The sequence below is a fragment of the Nocardiopsis halotolerans DSM 44410 genome, assembly GCF_000341065.1.
In the GTDB taxonomy this organism is placed as follows: Bacteria; Actinomycetota; Actinomycetes; order Streptosporangiales; family Streptosporangiaceae; genus Nocardiopsis; species Nocardiopsis halotolerans.
In genome coordinates, this window is record NZ_ANAX01000007.1 from 21,265 (window position 1) to 44,202 (window position 22,938).

At 72.8% G+C, this 22,938-nt stretch carries 18 protein-coding genes; 12 read left to right on the top strand and 6 right to left on the bottom strand.

Translation table 11 applies throughout. The features are described 5' to 3' along the window. Positions 1-244 precede the first annotated feature (244 nt). From D455_RS0100365 to pcaDC, 7 genes are all read left to right on the top strand, one after another. On the top strand, positions 245-1,075 hold the full coding sequence (locus tag D455_RS0100365) for a CoA transferase subunit A (protein WP_017568776.1): 831 nt from the start codon (positions 245-247) through the stop codon (positions 1,073-1,075). Further along, positions 1,072-1,827 (top strand): 3-oxoadipate--succinyl-CoA transferase subunit B, encoded by a 756-nt coding sequence (locus tag D455_RS0100370; RefSeq protein ID WP_017568777.1) that lies wholly within the window; start codon positions 1,072-1,074, stop codon positions 1,825-1,827. The genes D455_RS0100365 and D455_RS0100370 overlap by 4 nt, the downstream gene beginning before the upstream one ends. 102 nt (positions 1,828-1,929) lie before the next feature. Next, positions 1,930-3,105 (top strand): thiolase family protein, encoded by a 1,176-nt coding sequence (locus tag D455_RS0100375; protein ID WP_017568778.1) that lies wholly within the window; start codon positions 1,930-1,932, stop codon positions 3,103-3,105. A gap of 161 nt (positions 3,106-3,266) precedes the next feature. After that, the gene (gene pcaH, locus D455_RS0100380; RefSeq protein ID WP_017568779.1) at positions 3,267-4,040 is read left to right on the top strand and encodes a protocatechuate 3,4-dioxygenase subunit beta; all 774 of its coding nucleotides are present in this window, start codon (positions 3,267-3,269) and stop codon (positions 4,038-4,040) included. Then, positions 4,037-4,600, top strand: a complete 564-nt coding sequence (gene pcaG / locus D455_RS0100385) for a protocatechuate 3,4-dioxygenase subunit alpha (RefSeq protein WP_017568780.1) — start codon at positions 4,037-4,039, stop codon at positions 4,598-4,600. Before pcaH ends, pcaG begins: the two co-directional genes overlap by 4 nt. Positions 4,601-4,784: 184 nt before the next feature. Further along, positions 4,785-6,194, top strand: coding sequence for a 3-carboxy-cis,cis-muconate cycloisomerase (gene pcaB, locus D455_RS0100390; protein ID WP_017568781.1), 1,410 nt, complete (start codon positions 4,785-4,787; stop codon positions 6,192-6,194). Continuing rightward, positions 6,184-7,317, top strand: a complete 1,134-nt coding sequence (gene pcaDC, locus D455_RS0100395; RefSeq protein WP_017568782.1) for a bifunctional 3-oxoadipate enol-lactonase/4-carboxymuconolactone decarboxylase PcaDC — start codon at positions 6,184-6,186, stop codon at positions 7,315-7,317. The genes pcaB and pcaDC overlap by 11 nt, the downstream gene beginning before the upstream one ends. 244 nt (positions 7,318-7,561) lie before the next feature. On the opposite strand, the gene D455_RS0100400 is transcribed toward pcaDC, so the two are convergent. The 5 genes from D455_RS0100400 to D455_RS0100420 all read right to left on the bottom strand — a co-directional run bounded on the left by D455_RS0100400 (position 7,562) and on the right by D455_RS0100420 (position 14,592). Further along, positions 7,562-8,398 carry an SAM-dependent methyltransferase gene (locus D455_RS0100400; RefSeq protein ID WP_026122169.1) on the bottom strand — a complete coding sequence of 279 codons (837 nt, stop codon included), beginning with the start codon at positions 8,396-8,398 and terminating at the stop codon, positions 7,562-7,564. A gap of 139 nt (positions 8,399-8,537) precedes the next feature. Then, on the bottom strand, positions 8,538-9,257 hold the full coding sequence (locus D455_RS0100405) for an SWIM zinc finger family protein (RefSeq protein WP_017568784.1): 720 nt from the start codon (positions 9,255-9,257) through the stop codon (positions 8,538-8,540). A gap of 22 nt (positions 9,258-9,279) precedes the next feature. Continuing rightward, on the bottom strand, positions 9,280-12,249 hold the full coding sequence (locus tag D455_RS0100410) for a DEAD/DEAH box helicase (protein WP_017568785.1): 2,970 nt from the start codon (positions 12,247-12,249) through the stop codon (positions 9,280-9,282). A 102-nt stretch (positions 12,250-12,351) separates the two neighbouring features. Continuing rightward, positions 12,352-13,761, bottom strand: a complete 1,410-nt coding sequence (locus D455_RS0100415; RefSeq protein ID WP_017568786.1) for an MFS transporter — start codon at positions 13,759-13,761, stop codon at positions 12,352-12,354. Between the two features lie 6 nt (positions 13,762-13,767). Beyond that, entirely contained in the window at positions 13,768-14,592 is an 825-nt protein-coding gene (locus tag D455_RS0100420; RefSeq protein ID WP_017568787.1) for a glycerophosphodiester phosphodiesterase, read from the bottom strand. A gap of 154 nt (positions 14,593-14,746) precedes the next feature. Here D455_RS0100420 and D455_RS0100425 point away from each other — a divergent pair, with 154 nt between their 5' ends. The 5 genes from D455_RS0100425 to D455_RS0100445 all read left to right on the top strand — a co-directional run bounded on the left by D455_RS0100425 (position 14,747) and on the right by D455_RS0100445 (position 21,380). Beyond that, positions 14,747-15,238, top strand: coding sequence for an Rv3235 family protein (locus D455_RS0100425; RefSeq protein WP_017568788.1), 492 nt, complete (start codon positions 14,747-14,749; stop codon positions 15,236-15,238). A 695-nt stretch (positions 15,239-15,933) separates the two neighbouring features. Next, positions 15,934-17,832 (top strand): S9 family peptidase, encoded by a 1,899-nt coding sequence (locus tag D455_RS0100430; RefSeq protein WP_017568789.1) that lies wholly within the window; start codon positions 15,934-15,936, stop codon positions 17,830-17,832. 485 nt (positions 17,833-18,317) lie between these two features. After that, positions 18,318-19,328 (top strand): C40 family peptidase, encoded by a 1,011-nt coding sequence (locus tag D455_RS0100435; RefSeq protein ID WP_017568790.1) that lies wholly within the window; start codon positions 18,318-18,320, stop codon positions 19,326-19,328. Between the two features lie 69 nt (positions 19,329-19,397). Continuing rightward, entirely contained in the window at positions 19,398-19,574 is a 177-nt protein-coding gene (locus tag D455_RS34370; RefSeq protein ID WP_017568791.1) for a hypothetical protein, read from the top strand. A 207-nt stretch (positions 19,575-19,781) separates the two neighbouring features. After that, positions 19,782-21,380 carry a glycosyltransferase gene (locus D455_RS0100445; RefSeq protein ID WP_017568792.1) on the top strand — a complete coding sequence of 533 codons (1,599 nt, stop codon included), beginning with the start codon at positions 19,782-19,784 and terminating at the stop codon, positions 21,378-21,380. A 275-nt stretch (positions 21,381-21,655) separates the two neighbouring features. On the opposite strand, the gene pstS is transcribed toward D455_RS0100445, so the two are convergent. Then, positions 21,656-22,801, bottom strand: a complete 1,146-nt coding sequence (gene pstS / locus D455_RS0100450) for a phosphate ABC transporter substrate-binding protein PstS (protein WP_017568793.1) — start codon at positions 22,799-22,801, stop codon at positions 21,656-21,658. Positions 22,802-22,938 lie beyond the last annotated feature (137 nt).

Sequence of the window (22,938 nt, forward strand, 5' to 3'; positions counted from 1 at the left end):
GGGACGTGTCCCCCGGCGCGGGGCCCTCGCGCGCGAAGGGGTGCCCGGGCCCTCGTGCCTGCCATGTGCGGGGAGAGGCCCCAGTTCACGGTGGTGTGGCGGGAAGCTGGCGCCGGAAGGGAACGTGTCCCCCGCGTGCGGGGCGCGTCACACATCCCTTGACCACGTCCGGGATCGGCGCTACCGTCATATCCCAGATGTTCGCTCTGAGAACATCTATTCGCTATCCGAACGGGAGTGCCTCATGATCGTGCCCCTGGACGAGGCGGTACGCGAGCTCGTCCACGACGGCGACACCGTCGCCCTGGAAGGGTTCACCCATCTCATCCCCGTGGCGGCGGGGCACGAGATCATCCGCCAGGGCCTGCGCGACCTCACCCTGGTCCGCATGACCCCCGACATCGTCTACGACCAGCTCATCGGCGCCGGGTGCGCCAGCAAGCTCGTCTTCTCCTGGGGCGGCAACCCCGGTGTCGGTTCACTGCACCGCTTCCGTGACGCCGTCACCTCCTCCTGGCCCGTCCCCCTGGAGATCGAGGAGCACAGCCACGCCGGGATGGCCAACCGTTACGTCGCGGGCGCCTCCGGCCTGCCCTTCGCCATCCTGCGGGGCTACTCCGGCACCGACCTGGTCGCCAACAACCCCAACATCAGGACCGTCACCTGCCCCTTCACCGGGCAGGAGCTCGCGGCCGTGCCCGCCCTGAACCCCGACGTCACCGTCGTGCACGCCCAGCGCGCCGACCGCGACGGCAACGTGCAGCTGTGGGGGATCACCGGCATCCAGAAGGAGGCCGTCCTGGCCGCCGACCGCGCCCTGGTCACCGTCGAGGAGGTCGTGGACACCCTCGACCCCGTCCCCGGGCAGGTCGTCCTGCCCGCGCGTGTGGTGAACCGGGTCAGCGTCGTTCCCGGCGGCGCGGCGCCCTCCTACGCGCACGGCTACTACGAGCGCGACAACGAGGCCTACCGTGCCTGGGACGCCGTCGGGCGCGACCGCGAGTCCTTCGGTGCCTGGCTCAAGGAGCTCACCGACACCCCCGCCGTGTCCGAGCCCGCTGGGAGGGGCCTGTGACCACCGCGAACTGGACCTCCGACGAGATCATGACCGTCACCGCGGCCCGCTCCCTGCGTGACCGGATGTCCTGCTTCGTCGGCATCGGACTGCCCAGTACCGCCGCCAACGTGGCCCACCGCACCCACGCGCCGGGGCTGTGGATGGTCTACGAGTCCGGCACCCTGGGCACCGTTCCGGACCACCTGCCGCTGTCCATCGGCGACGGGATCCTCGCCGACACCGCCGACACCGTGGTCCCGGTTCCGGAGGTCTTCAACTACTGGTTGCAGGCCGGGCGGATCGACGTCGGCTTCCTCGGCGCCGCCCAGATCGACCGGTACGCCAACATCAACACCACCGTGATCGGCGACTACGCGAACCCGAGGGTGCGCCTGCCAGGAGCGGGCGGCGCCCCCGAGATCGCCGCCTCCTGCCGCGAGGTCATCGTCATCATGCGGCACAGCAGCCGCGCCTTCGTCGAGAAGGTCGACTTCGTCACCTCGGTCGGCCACGGCTCCGGTCCCGGCGACCGCGAGCGCCTGGGCCTGCGCGGTGCCGGTCCGGTGCGGGTGATCACCGACCTCGGCGTGCTCGAACCCGATCCCGTCACCCGCGAACTCGTCCTGACCGGCGTGCACCCGGGTGTGGAGGCGGACGCGGTCCGGGAGGCGACCGGCTGGGACCTGGTCGTGTCCGGGGACCTGGCCGTCACCCCCGAACCCACCGAAGCCGAACTGTCGGTGGTCCGCTCCCTGACCGGGGCCGCCTGAGGCCGCGGGGAAGGCGGCACCCTACAGTTACCTAACAACGTTAGGTTCCAGTCCGTCCGCGCCCGGGACCTGCCCCGGCCGCAGCACACCAGGAGGTCCACGGTGACCGACGTCCACGTCCTCGACGCCGTCCGCACACCCTTCGGCAGGTACGGCGGCGCCCTGTCCGGGGTCCGCCCCGACGACCTGGCCGCCCACGTCGTCAGGTCCCTCGTCGAACGCGCGCCCGGCCTGGACACCGCCGCCGTCGACGAGGTCGCCCTCGGCAACGCCAACGGCGCGGGCGAGGAGAACCGCAACGTCGCCCGCATGGCCACCCTGTTGGCCGGGCTGCCCACCTCGGTGCCCGGAGTCACCGTCAACCGCCTGTGCGGTTCGGGCCTGGAGGCCGCCATCCAGGCCAGCCGCGCCATCCAGGTCGGCGACGCCTCCCTGGCCGTGGCCGGGGGAGTGGAGTCCATGAGCCGCGCCCCCTGGGTGATGCCCAAACCGGCCAGGGGCTTCCCCGCCACCGACGCCACCCTGCACTCGACCACCCTCGGCTGGCGCATGGTCAACCCGCGCATGCCCGGGCGGTGGACCGTCTCCCTGGGCGAGGGCACCGAGGGCCTGGCCCGGCAGCACGGGATCTCGCGCGCCGACCAGGACGCCTTCGCCCTGGCCAGCCACGCCAGGGCCGCCGAGGCCTGGGCCGGGGGCGTCTTCGACGACGAGATCGTCCAGGTCCCCGACGCGCACCTGGACCGGGACGAGTCCATCCGCGAGACCTCCGCCGACAAGCTCGCCGGCCTCAAGCCCGCCTTCCGCGCCGAGGGCACCATCACCGCCGGGAACGCCTCACCGCTCAACGACGGGGCCGCCGCCCTGCTGCTGGGCACCCGGGACGCCGCCGAGGCCGCGGGGCTGGTCCCCATGGCCCGCATCGCCGGACGCGGGGCCGCCGGGGTCGATCCCGACGTGTTCGGCATCGGCCCCGTCCGCGCCGCCGAGATCGCCCTCGAACGCGCCGGAATCGGCTGGGGAGACCTGTCCGTGGTCGAGCTCAACGAGGCCTTCGCCGCCCAGTCCCTGGCCTGCGTCCGCAGTTGGAGGGGACTGGACCCCGACATCGTCAACCCCAACGGCGGCGCCATCGCCATCGGTCACCCGCTGGGCGCCTCGGGAGCCCGTATCCTCGGTTCCCTCGCCCACGAGCTGCGCCGGCGAGGTGGGGGATGGGGCCTGGCCGCGCTGTGCATCGGCGTCGGTCAGGGACTGGCCGTCGTCCTCCAGGCGTAGGAACCGGTGAGGGCGCCCGAACGGGGAAGAGAGCGCGGCCGTCGCCGTCCGCCGGGGACGGGGAGGGCGACGGGCGAGCAGAGCGAAGCGGAGCCACGACACAGTCGACCGTCACGCGGGACCCCGGTAGCCGGTACCGCACGAACGAAGGAACACCTCCCATGTCCACACCTCCCACACCCTCCGACGCGACGCGAACGCCGTCCGGTCTGCACGTGCCCGGCTACGTCCGCGACCCCGACACCCACCCGCCACTGGACTACCCCGAGTACGGGAGCACCGCGCTGCGCCACCCCAAGCGCCCGCTCACCCTGCTCCCGCACATGCTCACCGAGATCACCGCGCCGGTCCTGGGCCAGGACCGCCTCGGCGAGCTCGACCACGACCTCACCCGCCAGCACGAGGAGGAGCCCCAGGGGCAGCGCATCATCGTGCACGGCCAGGTCCGCGACAGCGACGGCCGCCCCGTTCCGCACACCCTGGTGGAGATCTGGCAGGCCAACGCGGGCGGCCGCTACCGCCACACCAGCGACAACTGGCCCGCTCCGCTGGACCCCCACTTCACCGGCGTCGGCCGAGCCCTGACCGACGCCGAGGGCCACTACCGGTTCGTCACCATCCGCCCCGGCGCCTACCCCTGGCGCAACCACCGGAACGCCTGGCGGCCCGCGCACATCCACTTCTCCCTGTTCGGGAGGGCCTTCACCCAGCGGCTCGTCACCCAGATGTACTTCCCGGACGACCCGCTGTTCTTCCAGGACCCCATGTGGAACTCGGTGCCCGACCCCAAGGCCCGTGAACGCATGCTGGCCAGCTACGACCACGACGCCACCGAACCCGAGTGGGCGCTGGCCTACCGCTGGGACGTCGTGCTGCGCGGACGCGAACAGACCCCGTTCGAGTCCGAGGAAGAGATCCTGGAGGACGACGAGTGAGCACGTATCCCACCACCCCTTCCCAGACGGTCGGCCCCTACCTGCACATCGGCCTGCCCTGGCCCGACGGGCCCTACGCCGTCGACGAGGACGTCCCCGGCGCGCTGTGGATCCGCGGCACCGTCCACGACGGCGCGGGCGCGACCGTTCCCGACGCCCTCGTCGAGACATGGCAGGCCGACCCCGAGGGCCGCTTCGACCACCCCGACGACCCGCGCGGCGCCAGGGCCCACCCGGGCTTCCGCGCCTTCGGCCGCTGCCCCACCGACGCCAGCGGCGCGTACGGGATCCGCACCCTCAAACCCGGACCCGTCCCGGGCCCGCACGGGGACCAGGCGCCGCACATCGACGTGTCGGTGTTCGCGCGCGGCATGCTGAACCGGGTGGTCACCCGCCTGTACTTTCCTGAGGAGGAGGCGGCCAACGCCGCCGACCCGGTACTGAACGGCATCGGTGATCCGGAGGCCCGGGCCACCCTCGTCGCCCGCCGTGAGGAGGACGGATACCGTTTCGACATCCGCCTCCAGGGTGAGGGGGAGACCGTCTTCTTCGACGTCTAGCGCGGTGACCGGAAAGGCCCACCAGGTTCACCCGATCATCCGAGGGCGGAGCACTTCGGCCGTACCGGCGGCGTATCCGCCCAGCGCACCAGGGCCGGCCCCGTGGTCGACGGTGACACGGTGCCCGGCCCCGCACCGTCCCGACCCCGCACGTCCCGACAGCCCGAGCCCCGGAGGGAAACCCATGACCGGCCTGTTCGACGGTGTCCTCGACCACGGCCCCCTGGCCGCGCTCACCGACGACACCGCATGGCTCCAGGCTCTGCTGGACGTGGAGGCCGCCCTCGCGCGCGCCCTCGCCGACACAGGAACCCTGACCGGGGAGCGGGCCGACTCCGTCGCCGCGGCCTGCCGCGCCGACCGCTACGACCCCGCCGCCCTGGGGAGGGCCGCCGCGGGCGGCGGCAACCCGGTCATCCCCCTGGTCCGGGAGCTCACCTCCCGGGTACGCGAGCACGACCCCGACGCCGCGCGGCACGTGCACCGGGGCGCGACCAGCCAGGACGTCATGGACACCGGCGCCATGCTGATCGCCCGCCGCGCGGGCGGCGCCCTGCTGTCGGACCTGCGCGCGCTCGCCGACGACCTGCGGGACCTGGCCGAGGCCCACCGCACCACGGTCATGCCCGGCCGCACCCTGCTCCAGCAGGCCCTGCCCACCACCTTCGGCGCGGTCGTCGCGGGATGGGCCAACGGACTGGGCGAGGCCGCGGACCAGCTCGACCACGTGCTGCACCACCGCCTGGCCGTGCAGTTCGGCGGTGCCGTGGGCACCCTGGCCTCCCTCGGCGAGGACGGACCCGCCGTGACCGCGGCCCTGGCCGCACGCCTGGACCTGGCCGAACCCGTCCTGCCCTGGCACACCGAACGCGGACGGATCACCGAACTGGCCGCGGCCCTGGGCCGGATCTGCGGAGCGGTCGGCACCGCCGCCCAGGACGTCGTGCTCCTGGCCCAGACCGAGGTCGGTGAACTGGTCGAGGACGGCGGCCCCGGGGTCGGCGGCTCCTCCACCCTGCCGCACAAGCGCAACCCCGTCGCGGCCGTCAGCGCCCTGGCCAACGCACGCCAGGCCCCCGGGCTGGTCGCGACCCTGTTCGCCGCCCAGATCCAGGAGCACCAGAGGGCCGCCGGAAGCTGGCACTCCGAGTGGCTGGCCCTCACCGACCNGCCCCTCACCGACCTGCTGCGCCGCACCGGCTCCGCCGTGGCCTGGCTACGTACCAGCGCCGCCCGGCTGCGCGTCGACCCCGCCCGGATGCGCGCCAACCTCGACGCCACCGGGGGCCTGGCCCTGTCCGAGCGCGTCACCGCCGACCTGGCTCCCGAACTCGGCCGCGTGGACGCCCACCACCTGGTCACCGAGGCCTGCCGGGAGGCCGTCGACGCCGCCCGCGACCTGGCCGACGTCCTCGCCGAGCGCCTCGACGGCGTACGCACCCCCGAACGGATCCGCGCCCTGCTCGACCCGTCCGGGTACCTGGGCGCCGCCCCGGTGTTCACCGGCAGGGTCACCGGGGCCAGAGCGGGTAGGACCGCCGCGCGGACGACACCACCGAGCGAAGAAGGAGCACGAGGATTCCATGAGCGTTGACCTCCACCACACCGAGAGCGGACCGGCCGACGCGCCGCCGCTGCTGCTCGGCGGTTCCCTGGGCACCACCACGCGGATGTGGGAGCCGCAGGTCGAGGCGCTCTCGACCGTCTTCCGGGTGATCCGCTTCGACCACAGGGGGCACGGGGGCTCGCCGGTTCCCGAGGGGCCGTACACCATGGCCGACCTGGGTGGCGACGTCATCGCGCTGATGGACCGGTTGGGCATCGAGCGCGCCCACTACGCCGGGCTGTCCATCGGCGGCATGGTCGGGCAGTGGCTCGCGGTCCACCACCCGGAGCGCATCGACCACCTGGCCCTGCTGGCCACCTCCCCCTACATGGGACCGGCCCAGAACTGGCGGGACCGGGCCGCGTTGGTGCGGGCCGAGGGCACCGGGGCCGTGGCGGACTCGGTGGTGGAGCGCTGGTTCACCCCGGCCTTCGTCAAGGAGCGCCCCCAGGAGGTCACCCGGCTGCGCGACCAGATCGCGGCGACCGCGCCGGAGGGATACGCGGGCTGCTGCGGGGCCATCGAGACCTACGACCTGCGTGAGGACCTGCACCGGGTCACGGCGCCCACACTCGTCATCGGCGGTGCCGACGACCCGTCCACACCGCCCGAGGGCAACGCCGCACTGATCGCCGAGCGCGTCCCGGACGCGCGTCTGGTGGTGCTGGAGGACGCCGCGCACCTGCTCTCCTGGCAGCAGAGCGCCAAGGTGAACACGCTGCTCACCCAGCACTTCGCGTCCGCCGACCGCCACGCCTCGGGGACGCGGGTGCGCCGCGCGGTGCTGGGCGACGAGCACGTGGACCGCGCCCAGGAGCGCACGACCGGTTTCACCGAGCCGTTCCAGGACCTCATCACCCGCTACGCCTGGGGTGAGATCTGGACCCGCCCGGGGCTGGACCGCCGTACTCGCAGCTGCATGGTGCTCACCGCGCTGCTCGCGCACGGCCACTGGGACGAACTGGCCATGCACGTGCGCGCGGCGCTGCGCAACGGGCTGAGCCCGGACGAGATCGGTGAGGTGTTCCTCCAGGCCGCGGTCTACTGCGGGGTGCCCGCCGCGAACAGGGCGTTCGGCATCGCCCAGGAGGTCCTCGCCGAGTACGAGTAGGGATGCCGGCCCAGGGTGTGCTGGTCGGTGGCGTGCGCTGACCAGCACACCTCTCGCGGGTGGTCCGGGCGGAGGGACGGCGGGGTGTCTGTACCCGTCTCCACACGTGGTCCGGTGGAGGTGGGCGAGGACACCGGTCGGGGACGCTCGCCTCGGTTCCTCGGTTCCTCGGTTCCTCGGTTCCTCGGTTCCTCGGGGGAGTGGCTCCGCTGGGAACGCCACCCCCCCGGCGGTGGTGCTCCGGTCAGCGCTTGAACGCCACGCCCGCCAGCTCCCACAGCTTGACGTTGGCATCGGTGGGGCGGAACACCGGGTCGACTCCTGGCATGCGCCAGGTGGCGCAGTCCACCGCGAAGGGGCCCTCGTCGCGTCCGTCGATCCAGGGGCTGGTCAGTTCCAGGCCCTCGAAGACCACGGAGGCCTCCTCGGGGCTGCGCACCCGTCCCCACGGGGTGCCGAAGGACAGGATCTTGTCGGTCATCCACTCGCCGGAGGCCGGGTTGTCGGAGACGATGTGGGAGAAGATGACGCACGAGCCCGGCGCGAGGCGGTCCATGAGCGAGCGCACCATGCCGAACGGGTCGCTGTCGTCGGGCAGGCAGTGCAGGAGCGACACCAGCATCACGCACACCGGCAGGTCCGTGTCGATGAGCCGGGTGGTCTCGGGGGCGCCGAGGACGCGGTCGGTGTCGCGGATGTCGGACAGCAGGAAGGCGGTGTCCGCGCTGTCGCTGATCAGCGCCCGCCCGTGCGCGAGCACGATGGGATCGTGGTCGACGTAGAGCACCCGGGCGCGGGGGTTGGCCCGCTGGGCCGCGTGGTGGGTGTTGTTGGCGGTGGGCAGACCGGCCCCCAGGTCGAGGAACTGCTCCACCCCCTGGGCCGCGACGTACTCCACCGCACGGGAGAGGTAGGCGCGGTTGTCGTTGGCGAAGGCGACCAGCTCGGGAATGTTCTCCGCGAGCGCCTCACAGGCCTTGCGGTCGGCCTCGAAGTTGTCCTTGCCCCCCAACAGGAAATCGTACATGCGTGCGATGCTGGGGGTTTCCATGTCGATGTCGGGAGGAAAGTGATCGGCCATGAGGATACCCATCCGAAGAAGTGGCGAAGAGCGTTCTCTGGCCGAATGGTAACCGTGTTTCCGCGGCCTTACCGGAGTTTTCCACAACAAAGTTCGAGCCGCGTATTCGAGGGGGCACACGCCATGTTCCGGTCTCAGTTCACGTGTGTCCGAAACCGGGCAGATCATCGGCCACAAGACCGGGAGCGGCGGCCCTGAGGCGCTCTCCGGCGCCCTCCGGCGGGTGCGGTGGCGCGGGAGGCGGCGGCGCGGACCAGAACGCGGCGGCCGAGGAGGGATCCGCGTCCGTCGGGTGAGAGGAAACGTCCGCCGTGTCAAAGGTCTTCCCTTCCCCTCCGTCATTTTCCTCGAATGTCTCGTCTTCGCCCGAAGATCCTTTTGTGGTGGTCGAGGAAAGTGCTCTGACCTGCGCCACCAGCGCACGGCGTTCCCTGCCCAGCCAGCGGGTCAGCGTGAACGGGTCGCGGTCGGCCTCGGCGCCCAGCTCCGCGACCGCCGCCGCCAGGTGCGCGCACCGGGAGTCCCACCGGTCACAGGAACAGGTCGCCACCAGCGCGCCCCACCCGCGCGGCACCAGGTCCCATCCCAGCAGCGAGAACACCCGGGCCGACGCCACCGGCAGCTCACCGGCCAGGATCCGGGCGCGGAACACCGGCTGGGAGGCCAGCGCGCCGCACAGGCGCTCCCACTCGCCCTCCGGCGGTACCGGACGGATCAGACTCACCTCGTGCGAGCCCGGGCCGCGCACCCGTCCCGCGACCTCGCCCGGACGCACCGTCAGCCGCTCGACCCGCGTACCCCCCGGAACACGGCCGGGTTCCCCCAGAGCACCGGCGAACAGGGACGACCACGTGCTCATGCGCTTCCACTCCTTCGCACGCTCACCCCGCCACCGCCTCCGGGGACAGCCGCACGACCTCGCGCAGGTCCGCCACGGACAACCCGGCCAGCCACTCCTCACCCGTGGCCACGGCGCTGTCGGCGAGCGCGCTCTTGCGCTCGATCATCTCGTCCACCCGCTCTTCGAGCGTGCCCACGCACACCAGCTTGCGCACCTGCACGTCGCGGCGCTGGCCGATCCGGAAGGCCCGGTCGGTGGCCTGGTTCTCCACCGCGGGGTTCCACCACCGGTCCACGTGCACGACGTGGTTGGCCGCCGTCAGGTTCAGCCCCGTCCCGGCGGCCTTGAGCGAGAGCAGGAACACCGCCGGGCCGTCCATGCCCTGGAAGCGCTGGGTCATCTCCTCGCGCTCCGCCCTCGGCGTGCCCCCGTGCAGCCACAGCACCGGCACCCCCAGGCGCGAACGCAGGTAGGGGGCCAGCCGGTCGCCGAACCGCGCGTACTGGGTGAAGCACAGGGCCTTGTCGCCGTCGGCCACGGCCCCGCCCAGGATCGCCTCCAGCCGCTCCAGCTTTCCCGAACGCCCCGACAGGGCCGAACCGTCCCCCAGGAACTGCGCCGGGTGGTTGCAGATCTGCTTGAGCCGCGACATCGTCGCCAGCACCAACCCCTTGCGCTCCTTCTCGGTCGCCTCGGCCAACCGCTCGCCCATCTCGTCCACCACCGCCTTGTACAGCGACGCCTGCTCCGGCGTGAGCGTGCACCAGGTGCGCATCTCCAGCTTCTCGGGCAGGTCGGCGATGATCGACCGGTCGGTCTTGAGGCGGCGCAGCACGAACGGTCCGGTCATGCGGCGCACCAGGCCGGTGTCGGGCCCCTCCTCGCCCTCGACCGCCCGCTCGAAGGCCGACGCCGTCCCCAGCAGCCCCGGGTTGGCGAACTCCATCACCGACCACAGCTCGCCCAGGTTGTTCTCCACCGGGGTCCCGGTGAGCGCGATCCGCGTGGCCGCGGGCAGCGACCGCACGGCCCGCGCCTGCCGGGTGCCGTGGTTCTTGAGCGCCTGGGCCTCGTCGCACACCACCCGGTGCCAGGGCATGCCCGCCAACTCCTCGGTGTCGCGGGCGACCACCCCGTAGGTGGTGACCACCAGGTCGCACGACCCCACCAGGCGGGCCAGCGCGTTGCCCGACGGCCGGTCCGGACCGTGCTGGACGTGCACCCGCAGGGAGGGGGCGAACCGTTCGGCCTCGCGCCGCCAGTTGCCCACGAGCGAGACCGGGCACACCAGCAGGGTCGGCCCCGGTGCCGGACCCCCGCGGCGCTCGTCGGTGAGCAGGGCCAGCAGCTGCACGGTCTTGCCCAGACCCATGTCGTCGGCCAGCACCGCGCCCAGCCCCAGTTCCCCCAGGAAACGCAGCCACGAGGCGCCCCGGTCCTGGTAGGGACGCAGCGCGCCCTCGAAGCCCGCCGGTGTGCCCATCGGGCGCGGCTCGGCCTTGGCGCCCCCGTCCAGCAGCGCGCCCAGCGGCCCCGAGGCGACCGTGTCGGTGACCGGCAGGGGCGCCGTGCCCTCGACACCGATGGCCGTGCGCAGCGCCTCGTCGGTGCGCATCCAGTGGCCGCCTCGTCGCTTGACCAGGTCCAGGGTGGCGCCGATCCGCTCGGGGTCCACCTCCGTCCACCGGCCGCGCACGCGCACCAGGGAACGCTTGAGGCGGGCGAGCTCGGCGAGTTCGGTCAGTTCCTCCTCGGTGAGCGGGTCGGCGTCGCTGCCGTGGACCAGTGCCTCGAAGGACACGTTGACCAGGTCGGAGGGGCCCACGCCCCCGCTCCGGCGTCTGCGCGGCGCCTCGTCGACCGTCACGCGCAGGCTCAGGGCGGGCCTGGTGCGCCACTCGGGCAGGACCACTCCGAACCCGGCACCGCTCAGCCGGGGCGCGCCCTCGGCGAGGAACCGCTGGGCGTCCTCGGTGCTCATCGGCAGGCGGGCCGGTGCCAGGTCGCGCAGCGCGCGGTGCAGCGGAGGATGGTGGCGTGCGGCCCGGCGCAGGTCGGCCAGGGCGGTGGTGCCCACGTCGGCGGGCAGCCAGGCGGTCCCCTCGCCCAACCACACCTGTTCCAGGGGCAGGCGCAGGCCGGGATCGGCGACCGAGCGCACCCAGAACTCCAGCGTCCACGGCCCGTCGCGGTCGGGTTCGCGCAGTAGGAACAGCAGGGCGGCCCGGCCCGCGCCGCGCACCCGGGAGCGCCAGTCACGCAGGGGACCGCGCAGCCGGGCGGCGGTGTCGGCGTCGACCGCGGTGCGTCCGCCGGTGAGCGCCGCGGCCAGCAGCCGGCCGGGCCGCCCGTCGGTGTCCGGGCCCTCGGCGCGGGGCCCGGCCAGGCGGCGGGCCGCCGCGTCGGTGAGCAGTTCCAGGGGAGCGAGCACGCAGGCGCGGGCGACCGCGTCGGGCGGCTCCCCGGGCAGGTGGGCGCGTGCCGAGGGCGGCAGGGCGCCGGTGAGCGCGGCCAGGTGCTCCTCCGCCCAGTCCAGCGGCGCGGGCCGCCAGCGGGCCCGGGGCGGGTCGCCCACGAGGTCGGGGAGCACGCATCCGGAGGCGACCAGGCGCTCGGCGAAGGCGCGGACCGCGCGCAGGTGGACCAGTGAGGGGCCGGGGGCGGGCCCGGGGAGGTCGGCGGCCAGGAGTGTCTCGGCGGAGGCGGCGTCCAGGCGCAGCGCGGGCACCCGCCAGGGGTGGAAGGCGGTCGGGGCGGTCCCGGGGGCGTCGGTGGAGGGGAACGGGGCGGAGGTGTCCCCGGGCAGGGTCAGCTCCAGGTGCCCGGCGGTCGCGGTGACCGGTCCGGCGCCCGTGTCATCCAGGAGCGCGCGCAGGCCGCGGGCGTCCACCGCGAACGGATGCGGGCGCACCCGGCCGTCCCCGCGGGGGCGCGCGGCCGGAGCGGAGGGGGGCTCCTCCGCCCACACCGCCAGTGCGCTCCCGGTCCACACGCCGTGCAGAACCCGCACTCCACCTCCCGGGTCGTCGCCGTCCGTCGCCCCAGTATCGCCGGGGCCCACGACAGACCGCGACGACCCCGGTGAACCTCCGGCGAGCCCCTCAGGAGCACCTCACAGCCGCTCGGGGACCTCGTTGCCGACCGCGATGATGCCCTCGCGCATGCGGGTCCGCCACAGCAGCAGGCCGCCGACGACGAAGAACACGATCAGCGACACGATCGCCGCCCGGTAGCCGCCGGTGAGGGAGACGGCCACGGTCACGGTCAGCGATCCCAGGAAGCTCGACCCCTTGTCCGAGATCTGGTACAGGCTGAAGTACTCCGCCTCCCGACCCCTGGGGATGAGCTGGGAGTACAGCGACCGGGCCAGGGACTGGGTGCCGCCCAGCACGATGCCGATCCCCACGCCCATGGCGATGAACAGCGGCACGTTCCCGGCCGGGAGGAAGTAGGCCGCCGCCACGAGCGCGCTCCACACCGCGAGCGTGGCCAGCACGGTGTTCTTCGTTCCCAGGTGACGGGAGACCAGACCCGTCAGGAAGGCGCCGCCGAAGGCCACGAACTGGATGACGAGGATGGTGACGATCAGGACGTCCTGGTCCAGCCCCAGGTCCTGGGTGGCGAAGGGCGCCGCGTAGCGGATGGCCGCCTGCACGCCGTCGTTGAACAGGATGAAGGCGAGGAGGAACAGGAGGGTGTTCGGATACCCGCGCATCTCCTTGAGCGTGCGCCCGAACTGGCGCAGTGACCGGCCCACCTTCGGACGGCCCCGTCCGCGTGCCGCCAGGGCGCCGTAGCGGTTGCGCAGGGGCCGGAGCGCCAGGACGGTGAACCCCGCCCACCAGAGGCCGCAGGAGGCGAAGGCGATGCGCGCGGCGTCGTCCGTGCCCATGCCCAGGGACGGCGCGCCGACCACCAGTCCCAGGTGGACGGCCAGCAGCAGGGCTCCGCCCAGGTAGCCGATGCCCCAGCCGGTGACCGACACCCGGTCGCGTTCGTCGGCCGTGGCCACCTCGGGCAGGAACGCGTTGTAGACCACGCCCGCCAGCCCGTACAACAGGTTGGCCAGCACGAACAGCACCGAGGCCACCATGTAGCCGTCGGTGGCGAAGTACAGTCCCACCGTGCACAGCGATCCGCCGGCGGCCAGCCAGAACAGCCACCGCTTCTTGTGCCGGGAGTGGTCGACCATCGCCCCCACGATCGGCAGGAACACGATCTGGAGCAGGATCGCCACCGTGGTCAGCGCCGGATAGAGCGCGTTGGGGTGCAGGGCGAGCGGGTCCAGCCCCAGCGGGCTGACGGACAGCGACGGGTCCAGGCAGGAGGCGGAGTCCGGGGCCCCGGCCGACACGCACGCCAGGTTGCTCAGGTAGGGGCCGATGAGCACGGTGACCACCGAGGTGATGAACACCGAGTTGGCCCAGTCGTAGAGGTACCACCCGCGCTGTTCGCGTCGGCGCTGCCGGGGATCGGTGGAGGGGGCGCCGCCGGCGTCCGTCTCCGGGGGTGTGGGGGCCATGGGGACCTATCCGTTCGGCTGGGGGACGTCGGTGGAGGGGGCGCGGCCGGTCCACCGGCCGCGCCGCACGAGGAGTTCCCTGAGCGCGAGGGTGTTGTCGGTGACGATGCCGTCCACGCCCGCGTCGAGCAGGTACTCCATCGTGCGGGGCTCGTTGATGGTCCACACGTGCACCTGCATCCCCCACAGGTGCGCGGTGCGGATCAGGTCCCGGCTGAGCACGGGGAAGGTGCCGTGGCGCAGCGGGATCTGCGCGCACACCGGGACCCGGCTGGCCAGGGAGCGCAGCAGCGGGGACAGGGAGGCCACCCGCAGCCGGACCACGTCCCGGGGGCCGCAGGACGTGGCGACGGGTCGGTCCATGAGCCGCCGCGTCCGGTCCAGGCGGCGCTGGTCGAAGGAGCCCAGGCACACGCGGTTCCAGGCGTTGGTCCGGCGCAGCACCTCGCGCAGCGGCAGGACGGCCGCGTCGGCCTTGACGTCGATGTTGAACCGCGCCTCGGGCCAGCTGCCGAGCAGGTCCTCCAGCGTCGGCACCGGCTCGCGCCCGGCCACGCGGGCGCGGGCGACCTCCCGGTGGGGCAGGTCGCCGATCGCGCCGCTCATGTCGGTGGCGCGGTCCAGGGTGTCGTCGTGGAAGGCCATGAGGACGCCGTCGCTGGTGGCGTGCACGTCCGTCTCCAGGTACGTGTAGCCGAGGTCGACGGCGTGCTGGAAGGCCGCGGCCGTGTTCTCCAGTTCGGTGCGGCGCACGCCCTGGTCATCGGTGATCCACCCGCCGCGGTGGGCCAGGGCCACGGGCAGGGGGGAGGAGAGGTACGCGGAAGTCACCCTTGCAGTATGCCGGTTATGGGCCGTGTCGTTCCTCTCCGCCCTGGTGGCGGGTGACGGGGGCGAAACCTGGAATACCAGGTGGCGCGGGGAGGCCGTGGCCGCTCTGTGCGGGGGTGAAGGCGGACGTCATCCTCCCGGAAGGGATCTGTTCATGTCGTACACCCCTCACCGCCATCACTGCCCCCGCCCCCTCTGTACCCGCGGCGCGTCCGCGCACCACCGTCCGGTCCGCACCCCCGCGCGCACGCCCCAGCGCCGCGTTCCCGTGCGCCGGTGCGGGCCCCCGCCCCTGGCGGGCCACCGGACCCCGGGCGACCTCCACCTGCTGGCCCAGCGCGTGGCGGAGGTCCTGGTGGGTCGTCGTACCCCCGAGGCCCTGCGCGCACAGGTGACCGTTCCGGTCCGCGAGGAGCTGCGCCGTATGCGCGGCACCGTCGCCTGCGAACTCGCGCCGCGGTTGGCACGGGTCTTCCACCAGCCCGTGGACTCCGACGAGATGGAGGCCAACGCCGTGATCCGCTGTGACCGGCGCTCCCGGGTGTTCGCGTTCCGTGCCCGGCGGGACGGGGGCCGATGGGTGTGCACCCGACTGGAGACCGACGGCGCCGGCCGTCACCGGGGCCTGCCGGTTGAGCCGGGCTGATGCCCGCCCCCGGCGCGGTGGGCGGCCCGCTCCCGCCCGCCGCACCGGTCCCTCCCCGTCGTCCGCCCCGGGACGGGACGGTCATGGTCCTTCCTGGGCTGGTCGAGTCGCGGCCCCGGATGCTGTCGGGCCCCGCCGCGCGATGCTGGCGAAGCCCGCAGGGTGGGGGCGTGAACTGGTGTCAGACGGCAGGGGGCCTCCCTTCCGCCGTCGGCGACGAAGCAGGAAACCGAGCCCGTGAGGGCCGGGTCCCGGAGCTCATACGCGCGTGGCGCGTATCGGCTCCTCCCTCCTTCAGGAGGGGGAGAAAGTCGAAGCCCTCCCGAGGCGCCCCCCGGGGGGCTTCCCCGGAGCCGTCGGTGGGACGGCTGGCGCGCCTCGCGGTCGGAGGCGGGTCCTGGCCGTCGCCTTCCACGCCTCGGTGTTCCCTGGTCGTCGGGTTCGGCGTGGTGTCCGGGATGTGGGAGGAAAGAGGGGGTCTGTGTCGGAAAAGTGCCTGGATTTCCGGTAAGGGGCCTGGATAAGGTCCCTCCAGGGCGTTCTCCGGACCGGAGCGCGCCCCGAGTTCGAACGGCGGTGTCCGACATGGTTCCGCCGTACCTGGCACGCGGTGGCCCCGAACGACGGTTCCGCCGCAGAGGGAAAGGAAGGGAGCGGCCGCGGCGCTCCCCGCGCCGGGACGGCCGTCTTCGTGTATGAAACCTGCTGACATCGCCCACCTGCACAGTCTCAGCGCGCCGACCCTGTCCCCGGACGGCCGTCGCGCGGTCTTCGCCGTGACCCGCCCGGACCTGGTGGAGGACGCCTACCTGGGCTCCCTGTGGTCCGTCCCCACGGACGGTTCGGCCCCGCCCTCACGGCTCACCCGGGGGACCAGGGACAACGGCCCGGTCTTCTCCCCGGACGGGCGGTGGATCGCCTTCCTGCGCCCCGACGACGACAAGCGCCCCCAGATCCACGTGCTGCCCGCCGACGGCGGCGAGCCGTGGAGGATCACCTCCCACCCGCTGGGCGCGGGCGCCCCGCGCTGGAGCCCCGACTCCAGCCGGATCGCCTACACCGCACGCGTCCCCGAACCGAACCGGTACGTGGACGTCGAACCGGGCAAGGAGCCGCCCCGGCGCGTGACGCGGCTCAAGTACCGGCTGGACAACCTCGGGTTCACCAACGACCGGCGCTCACACGTGTTCGTCTCCGCTCCCCTGGACCCCTCGGGTGATGTGGGCGAGCCGGTCCAGGTGACACGGGGCGACGTCGACCACTCCGCCGTGGCCTGGAGTCCGGACGGCACCGAGCTGCTCTTCAGCGCCGCACGCCACGAGACCCGCGACACCGACCTGGTGGGGGACGTGTGGGCGTGCGCGCCGGAGGAGGACGCCGAGCCGCGCCGGGTCACCGCCGGAAACCTGGCCGCAGTGGAGAGCGACGTCTCCGAGGACGGCGCCACCGTCTACTTCCGGGGTGACGAGCTCGGCCCGGACCTCAACGACTTCGTCGGGCAGACCACCGCCCTGTGGTCGGTTCCCGCCGACGCCTCGGCGGCGCCCACCCGGCTGACCCCCGACCACGACCCGAGGATGGCCGGGGGCCCCGTGGTCACCGGGCGCGGAGTGCTCGGCCTGGCGGAGAACAGGGGAGCGGTGGACCTGGTCCTGGTGCCCTTCGCGGGCGGCGAGCCCGAGACGGTCATCGGTGGTAGGACGCAGGTCCAGTCCTTCGACAGCGCGGGCGGGGTCACCGTCGCGGTGGTCGCCGACGGCCGCAGCAGCGGTGAGCTGGTCCTGGTCACCGACACGGGCACGCGCGCGCTCACGGAGTTCGCCGGGGAGCTGGACCCGCTGCCGATGACGGAGCTGACGGCGCGCACCGCCGACGGTTACCCCGTGCACGGGTGGGTGACCGTCCCCGAGGGGGAGGGCCCGCATCCGGTGCTGCTGATGATCCACGGCGGCCCCTTCGCCCAGTACGGCCACCAGCTCTTCGACGAGGTCCAGGTCTACGCGGAGGCCGGGTACGCGGTGGTGATGTGCAACCCGCGCGGTTCCTCGGGCTACGGTCACGAGCACGGCCGGGCCGTCATCGGCTCGGTGGGCGCGACCACCGCCACCGACGTGCTGGCCTTCCTGGACGAGGCGCTCGGGGACGAACGGCTGGACTCCTCCCGGGTGGGCGTCATGGGCGGCTCGCACGGCGGGTTCATGACGACCTGGATCGCCGCCCACCACGGTGACCGGTTCCGTGCGGCGATCAGCGAGCGCGCGGTCAACGCGATCGAGAGCTTCCACGGCTCCTCCGACATCGGGTCGTTCTTCCCCGGCCCGCTGTACGGACCGCCGGAGACCTGGGCCGAGGAGAGCCCGCTCACCTACGCCGACCAGATCAGCGTCCCGTTCCTGATCATCCACTCCGAGGAGGACTGGCGCTGCCCGGTGGAGCAGGCGCAGCGCCTGTTCGTCTCGCTCAGGCTGCGCGGCCACGAGGCGGAGATGCTGCTCTTCCCCGGTGAGGGACACGAACTGTCGCGTTCGGGCCTGCCCAGCCACCGCGTCGCCCGTTTCGAGGCGATCCTGGACTGGTGGCAGCGTCACCTGTGACGTCCCGTGTCGGGGCGGGGGCGCGCCCCCGCCCCTTCCCTCGATTCGAGTGAGACACGTCACTTTTCTGGTGGACTTGACCCCGTTTTGGTGCGTGCCGACCGGGGAGAATAAATCCCCGTTTCGGCCCGTGCGCGGGGATTCCTGGCCTCTTGTTATGGAACCGCTGGTGAGAGGGTTGCCCAAGGGAAGGTAACGAAAGGGTCGCGTACGTCCCCGGTGGTGGATTAGTGTTCCCTCAGGCCGGAACGCCCCCGTTAGTCACCACAAGGGTGACGGCGTCCGGTTCCCGTCGCACTCTGCTCATCCGTACTCCTTCTTCCCAGGAGCAGAGGCCGTCGCAGAACGCCGGCACACCTCCCGCGGCCCCTCTCACGCCGTTCGCCGGGATCCCCCTCACACCACATCCCCGCACGCCTGTACCAGGCGTGTCCTCGGGGTGCCCTGCGCTGGTAGACGGGTGTGGGAGAAAGGCAGTCGATCCCTTGACTCGCAACCCCGAACCCGGAAGGCGTGCCAGGCGCCGTGTCGCGACCGTCGGTTTCGCCGCCCTGGGCGCGGTCGTCCTGTCCTCGGGCGTCGCCCTCGCCGAACCCACCCAGGAGGAGGCGCAGGAGCGCTACGAACAGCTCCAGGAGGAGCTCTCCGGGCTCAACGAGGCCTACAACCAGGCCCAGGAGGACCAGGAGGCGGCCGAGGCCGAACTGGAGGAGGTCGAGGAGCAGCTCGCCGCGGCCCAGCAGGAACTGGAGGCCATGTCCGACCAGGTCTCCGGAATCGCCCGGACCACCTACACCGAGTCCACCCACAGCCTCTTCACGGTCCTGTTCGAGGGGAACCCGGACGCGTCCCTCCAGAACATCGCCGACCTGAACTACCTCTCCGAGGGGCAGGACGCCGTCCTCGCCGGCTACGTCGCGGAGGTGGAGCGCGCCGAGATTCTGCGCGACCGGGCCGCCGAGACGGAGGAGGAGGCGGCCGAGGCGCTCACCGAGGCCGAGACGGCGAAGGAGGAGGGCGAGGCGGCCCTGGACGAGCAGGCAGAGGTCCTGGAGGGCCTGGGCGGGCAGGACCCGACCGTCTCCGAGGCCTCCACGGGCGGCGACGACGGCGGCGCCACGGTCGCGGCGTCCGGGGACGTCCAGGCCGTCCTGGACTTCGCCCGCGCCCAGATCGGCAAGCCCTACGTCTGGGGTGCCACCGGTCCCGACTCCTATGACTGCTCGGGACTGGTCCAGGCCGCGTGGTCCCAGGCCGGGGTCAACCTGCCCCGGACCACCTACGACCAGGTCAACGCCGGTACGCAGGTTCCGCTTGACCAGCTCCAGCCCGGTGACCTGCTGTTCTTCTACAGCGAGTCCGCGCCCAGCCACGTGGGGATCTACTCCGGCAACGGCAACATGATCCACGGCTCCAACCCGTCCAAGCCGATCGCGGAGGTCTCCCTGGACGGCTACTGGAACGGCGTCCTCACCGCGGCCGTCCGCGTGGGCTGAGGTGCCCCGGCCCGGTGACCACCGGCGGAGGTATCCGATGACCGGGACGATCAACGTATTCTGTGGCGCATGGGACGTCTTCTGCTCAGGGTCGCCGCCGGGATCGCGGTCGTCATCGCCTTCTTCTGGATCCTCTCCGCCCTGGTGGGCCTCCTGATCTGGCTCGTGATGATCGGACTGGTCGTGGGCGTGGCCTTTCTGGGCGTCCGGATGCTCAAGGCCCAGTCCGACGGCCGGTACCGGTAGTCAGTGTCTTTCTGGGCCTCCGCGGGGACGTGTCGCACCTCGGTGCGGCGCGTCCCCGCGCCGTTGTCCGGAGCAGAGCGGGGCGAGACCGTTTCGTGACACATGGGTGAAGGTCTCCGCCGTGCGGCCAAGCGGGGGTATGGTGACTGTGTGTCACCGAATAAGCACGTAGGGTCTCATGTTGACGGGGTGTCTCACCGCGGCCGGGTGGAACGCGTCCCCACCCGTGTCTTCCGCAACGACTGGAGCGCGCTGACACCGCCCTCCCTCGGCCGCTGGAGCCCCGAACTACGCGTCAGCGTCGTCATCCCGGCGCGTGGCGGCCAACAGCGCCTCGACCTCGCCCTGGCCTCCCTGGCCGGGCAGACCTATCCCGAGGACCTGCTGGAGGTCGTGGTCGTGGACGACCACTCCTCCCGGCCCCTGCGCCTGCCCGCGGTGCGGCCCGCGCACTGCCGTGTCCTGACCGCGCCCGTCGGCGGCTGGGGCGCCGGGTACGCCCGTGCCTTCGGCGCCCACTCCAGCACCGGTGACGTCCTGGTGTGGATGGACGCCGACATGGTCGTGTGCCCCGAGTTCGTCGAGGCCCAGGCGCGCTGGCACCACGTGCACGCCGAGGCCGTCACGCTCGGACGGGTCCGCTTCACCGACACCGGCCCCGACAACCCCACCGAGGTCCTGGCCCTGGCCCGCACCGGAGCCCTCCACCGGACCCTGGACACCGGCCGCCACCACGAGTGGGTCGAACGCGTCCTCGCCGAGAGCGACGGCCTGCGCGACGCCGACCACCTGGGGTTCCACGCCTACGTCGGCGCGGCGGCGGCCGTGCGCCGCAGCCTCTACGAGGCCGCCGGAGGCGTCGACCCCGACCTCAACCTGGGCCAGGACACCGAGTTCGGCTACCGGCTCTGGCAGGCGGGCGCCGTCCTGCTGCCCGAACCCGNNNTGGGCCGCGCGGGCACCGTGCGCACCCGGCTGCCCTCCGAACGCTTCCGCACCGAGGTGCTCGCCGAGTTCATGCCACATCCGCACGTCTACCGCGAGCGGGTACCCGCCCACCGGCGCCGCGTCCCGCTCGTCCACGGCGTGGTCGACGTCTCCGGCGCCCCCTACGACCTGGTCCGCGGTTGCGTGGACCGGCTCCTGGACAGCACCGAGACCGACCTGTCCGTCACCCTGGTCGCCGACTGGGAGGGAGCCGGTCAGGGCAGGAACGACGTCGGCGGACCCCACCTGGACCTGCGTCTGATCCAGGCGAACTACCTGGGCGAACCCCGGGTCTCCTTCGCCACCTCGGCGCCCCGGACCGGATTCCCCTCGCCGTTCCTGCTCCAGGTGCCCGTGGCCTGGGGGTTGGGCCAGGTCGCCCTGTCCCGTCTGCTGGCCAGCGCCGAGCGCGCCCGCGCGGGCCTGACCGAACTCTTTCCCGCCGCCTCGCCCACCCGTGACGCCGGGGTGCGGCTGTGGCGCACCCGCGCCCTGGCCCGGGCCATGCGGGTGCGCGACGAGGGCGAGGACCTGGGTGACGTCGTCGCCGCACTGCACGGCCGCTACCGGATCCACGCCGGGGAGGAGACGCTGACCGACCTGTCGCTGTACCGCTCGGTGCCGCCGCCCCCGCGCGCCGAACCGGACCCGGTGGAGGTGGCCGCCTCCACGACGCGGGTCGCGGGTGGTGAACAGGGGATGGCGGAGGAGGACCCGGGCCGGGGCGGCCCGCGGTCCCCGGGGTGGCTGCGCTCGGGATGGGAGCGGGCCCGCCAGCGGCTGCGCCGCGACCGCCGGGGCCGGGCGGCCGTCGACTGAGGGGGAACGCGGCGCGAGCCGTGCCGGGACGTCGCGCGGCGGAGGGCGTCCGCCGCTCCCGCCCCGGAGGGGACGGACAAGCGACGGGCACGCCGCTTCAGCGGCGTGCCCGTGGTCCCTCCCACCCGTCACCCGCCATCGCCCGCCGGGGGCGCTTCGCGTGGGGGCGGGCTACCGCCCTCAACGGTGGCCTTCGGCCGTGGTTTTTCCCTCTTCGTCACCCGCCATCGCCCGCCGGAGGCGCTCCGCGCGGCACCTTCCGAGGGCGGCACCCGTCAGCTGATGGCGGAGATCGACTCCAGGAGCTTGGCGCGCAGGTCGTCGTTGACCGGAGCCGAACCGGTCTCCTCGGAGGCGGCCGACTGGCCCTCCGGGCTCACCACGTACCGCAGGAACGCCTTGACCTTCTCCGCCTGGGAGTCGTCCGGGTAGTCCTGGCACACGACCTCGTAGCTGACCAGGACCAGCGGGTAGCTGCCCGCCTCGGTCGTGTCGTACTCCAGGTCCAGGGCCAGGTCGTACTCACTGGCGTTCTCCTCGCGCTGCGGGGAGTTGGCGACCACCTGCGCGGCGGCCTCCGAGGAGATCTCCACGAACTCGCCGCCCACGCCGATGTTCGCCTTGGGCAGACCGTGCGCGTGCGACATCTCCACGTAGCTGATCGACCCCTGGGCCCGTCCGACCGTGTCGGCGATACCGCTGCTGCCCTGCGCCGACTCGATCGGGACGATCGGCCACTGCCCGCTCGGCTCGTGCGGCCAGGCCTCGGGCGCCACGGCGTTGAGGTAGTTGGTGAAGTTCTCGGTGGTCCCGGAGTCGTCGGAGCGGTTGACCGGGGTGATCCGCATGTCCGGCAGGTCCGCGTCCGGGTTGGCCTCGGCGATCTCGGGGTCGTTCCAGCGGGTGATCTCCTGGTTGAAGATCTTCGCCAACGTCTCCGGAGGCAGGTTCAGCGACTCCACGCCCTCCAGCTTGTACACCACCGCGATCGGCACCACGTACGCGGGCAGGTTGAGCACGTTCGAGCCGCCGCACCGCTCACGGGCGTCGGCGTTCTCCTCCGGGTCCATCGCCGCGTCGGTCCCGGCGAAGGCCACCGCCCCGTCGATGAACTGGCTGCGCCCACCGCCCGAACCGATCGAGTTGTAGTAGACGCGCGAGTCCTCACAAGCCGACTGGTAACCGGCGATCCAGGTCGTCATCGCGTTCTCCTGGGCGCTGGAACCGGCCCCCGTGAGGCTGCCGGAGAAGCATTCCAGGTCCTCGGGGACCGGCGGCGCGGCGCTTTCCGGAACCGCCTGGTCGCTACCGCAGCCGGTCGTGGCCAGCAGCAGGCCTGCCAGCGCGGCCGACGCCGCCCCCCACTGGGGGCCTCGGTGGCGAAGGACGCCGGTCTTGGTGCGCTTGTTGGACGGGAGCACGGCTGCTTCTATCCCCTTCGTCGGTGTCGGTGGTCCTGGTCTGCGTTCACCGCCGAGCATCCCGAACGGGAGCGTCGTCGCTGGTGATGGAGCACCGCCGAAGAATTTAATCATCGGTGGACCAACACCCCCAAGGC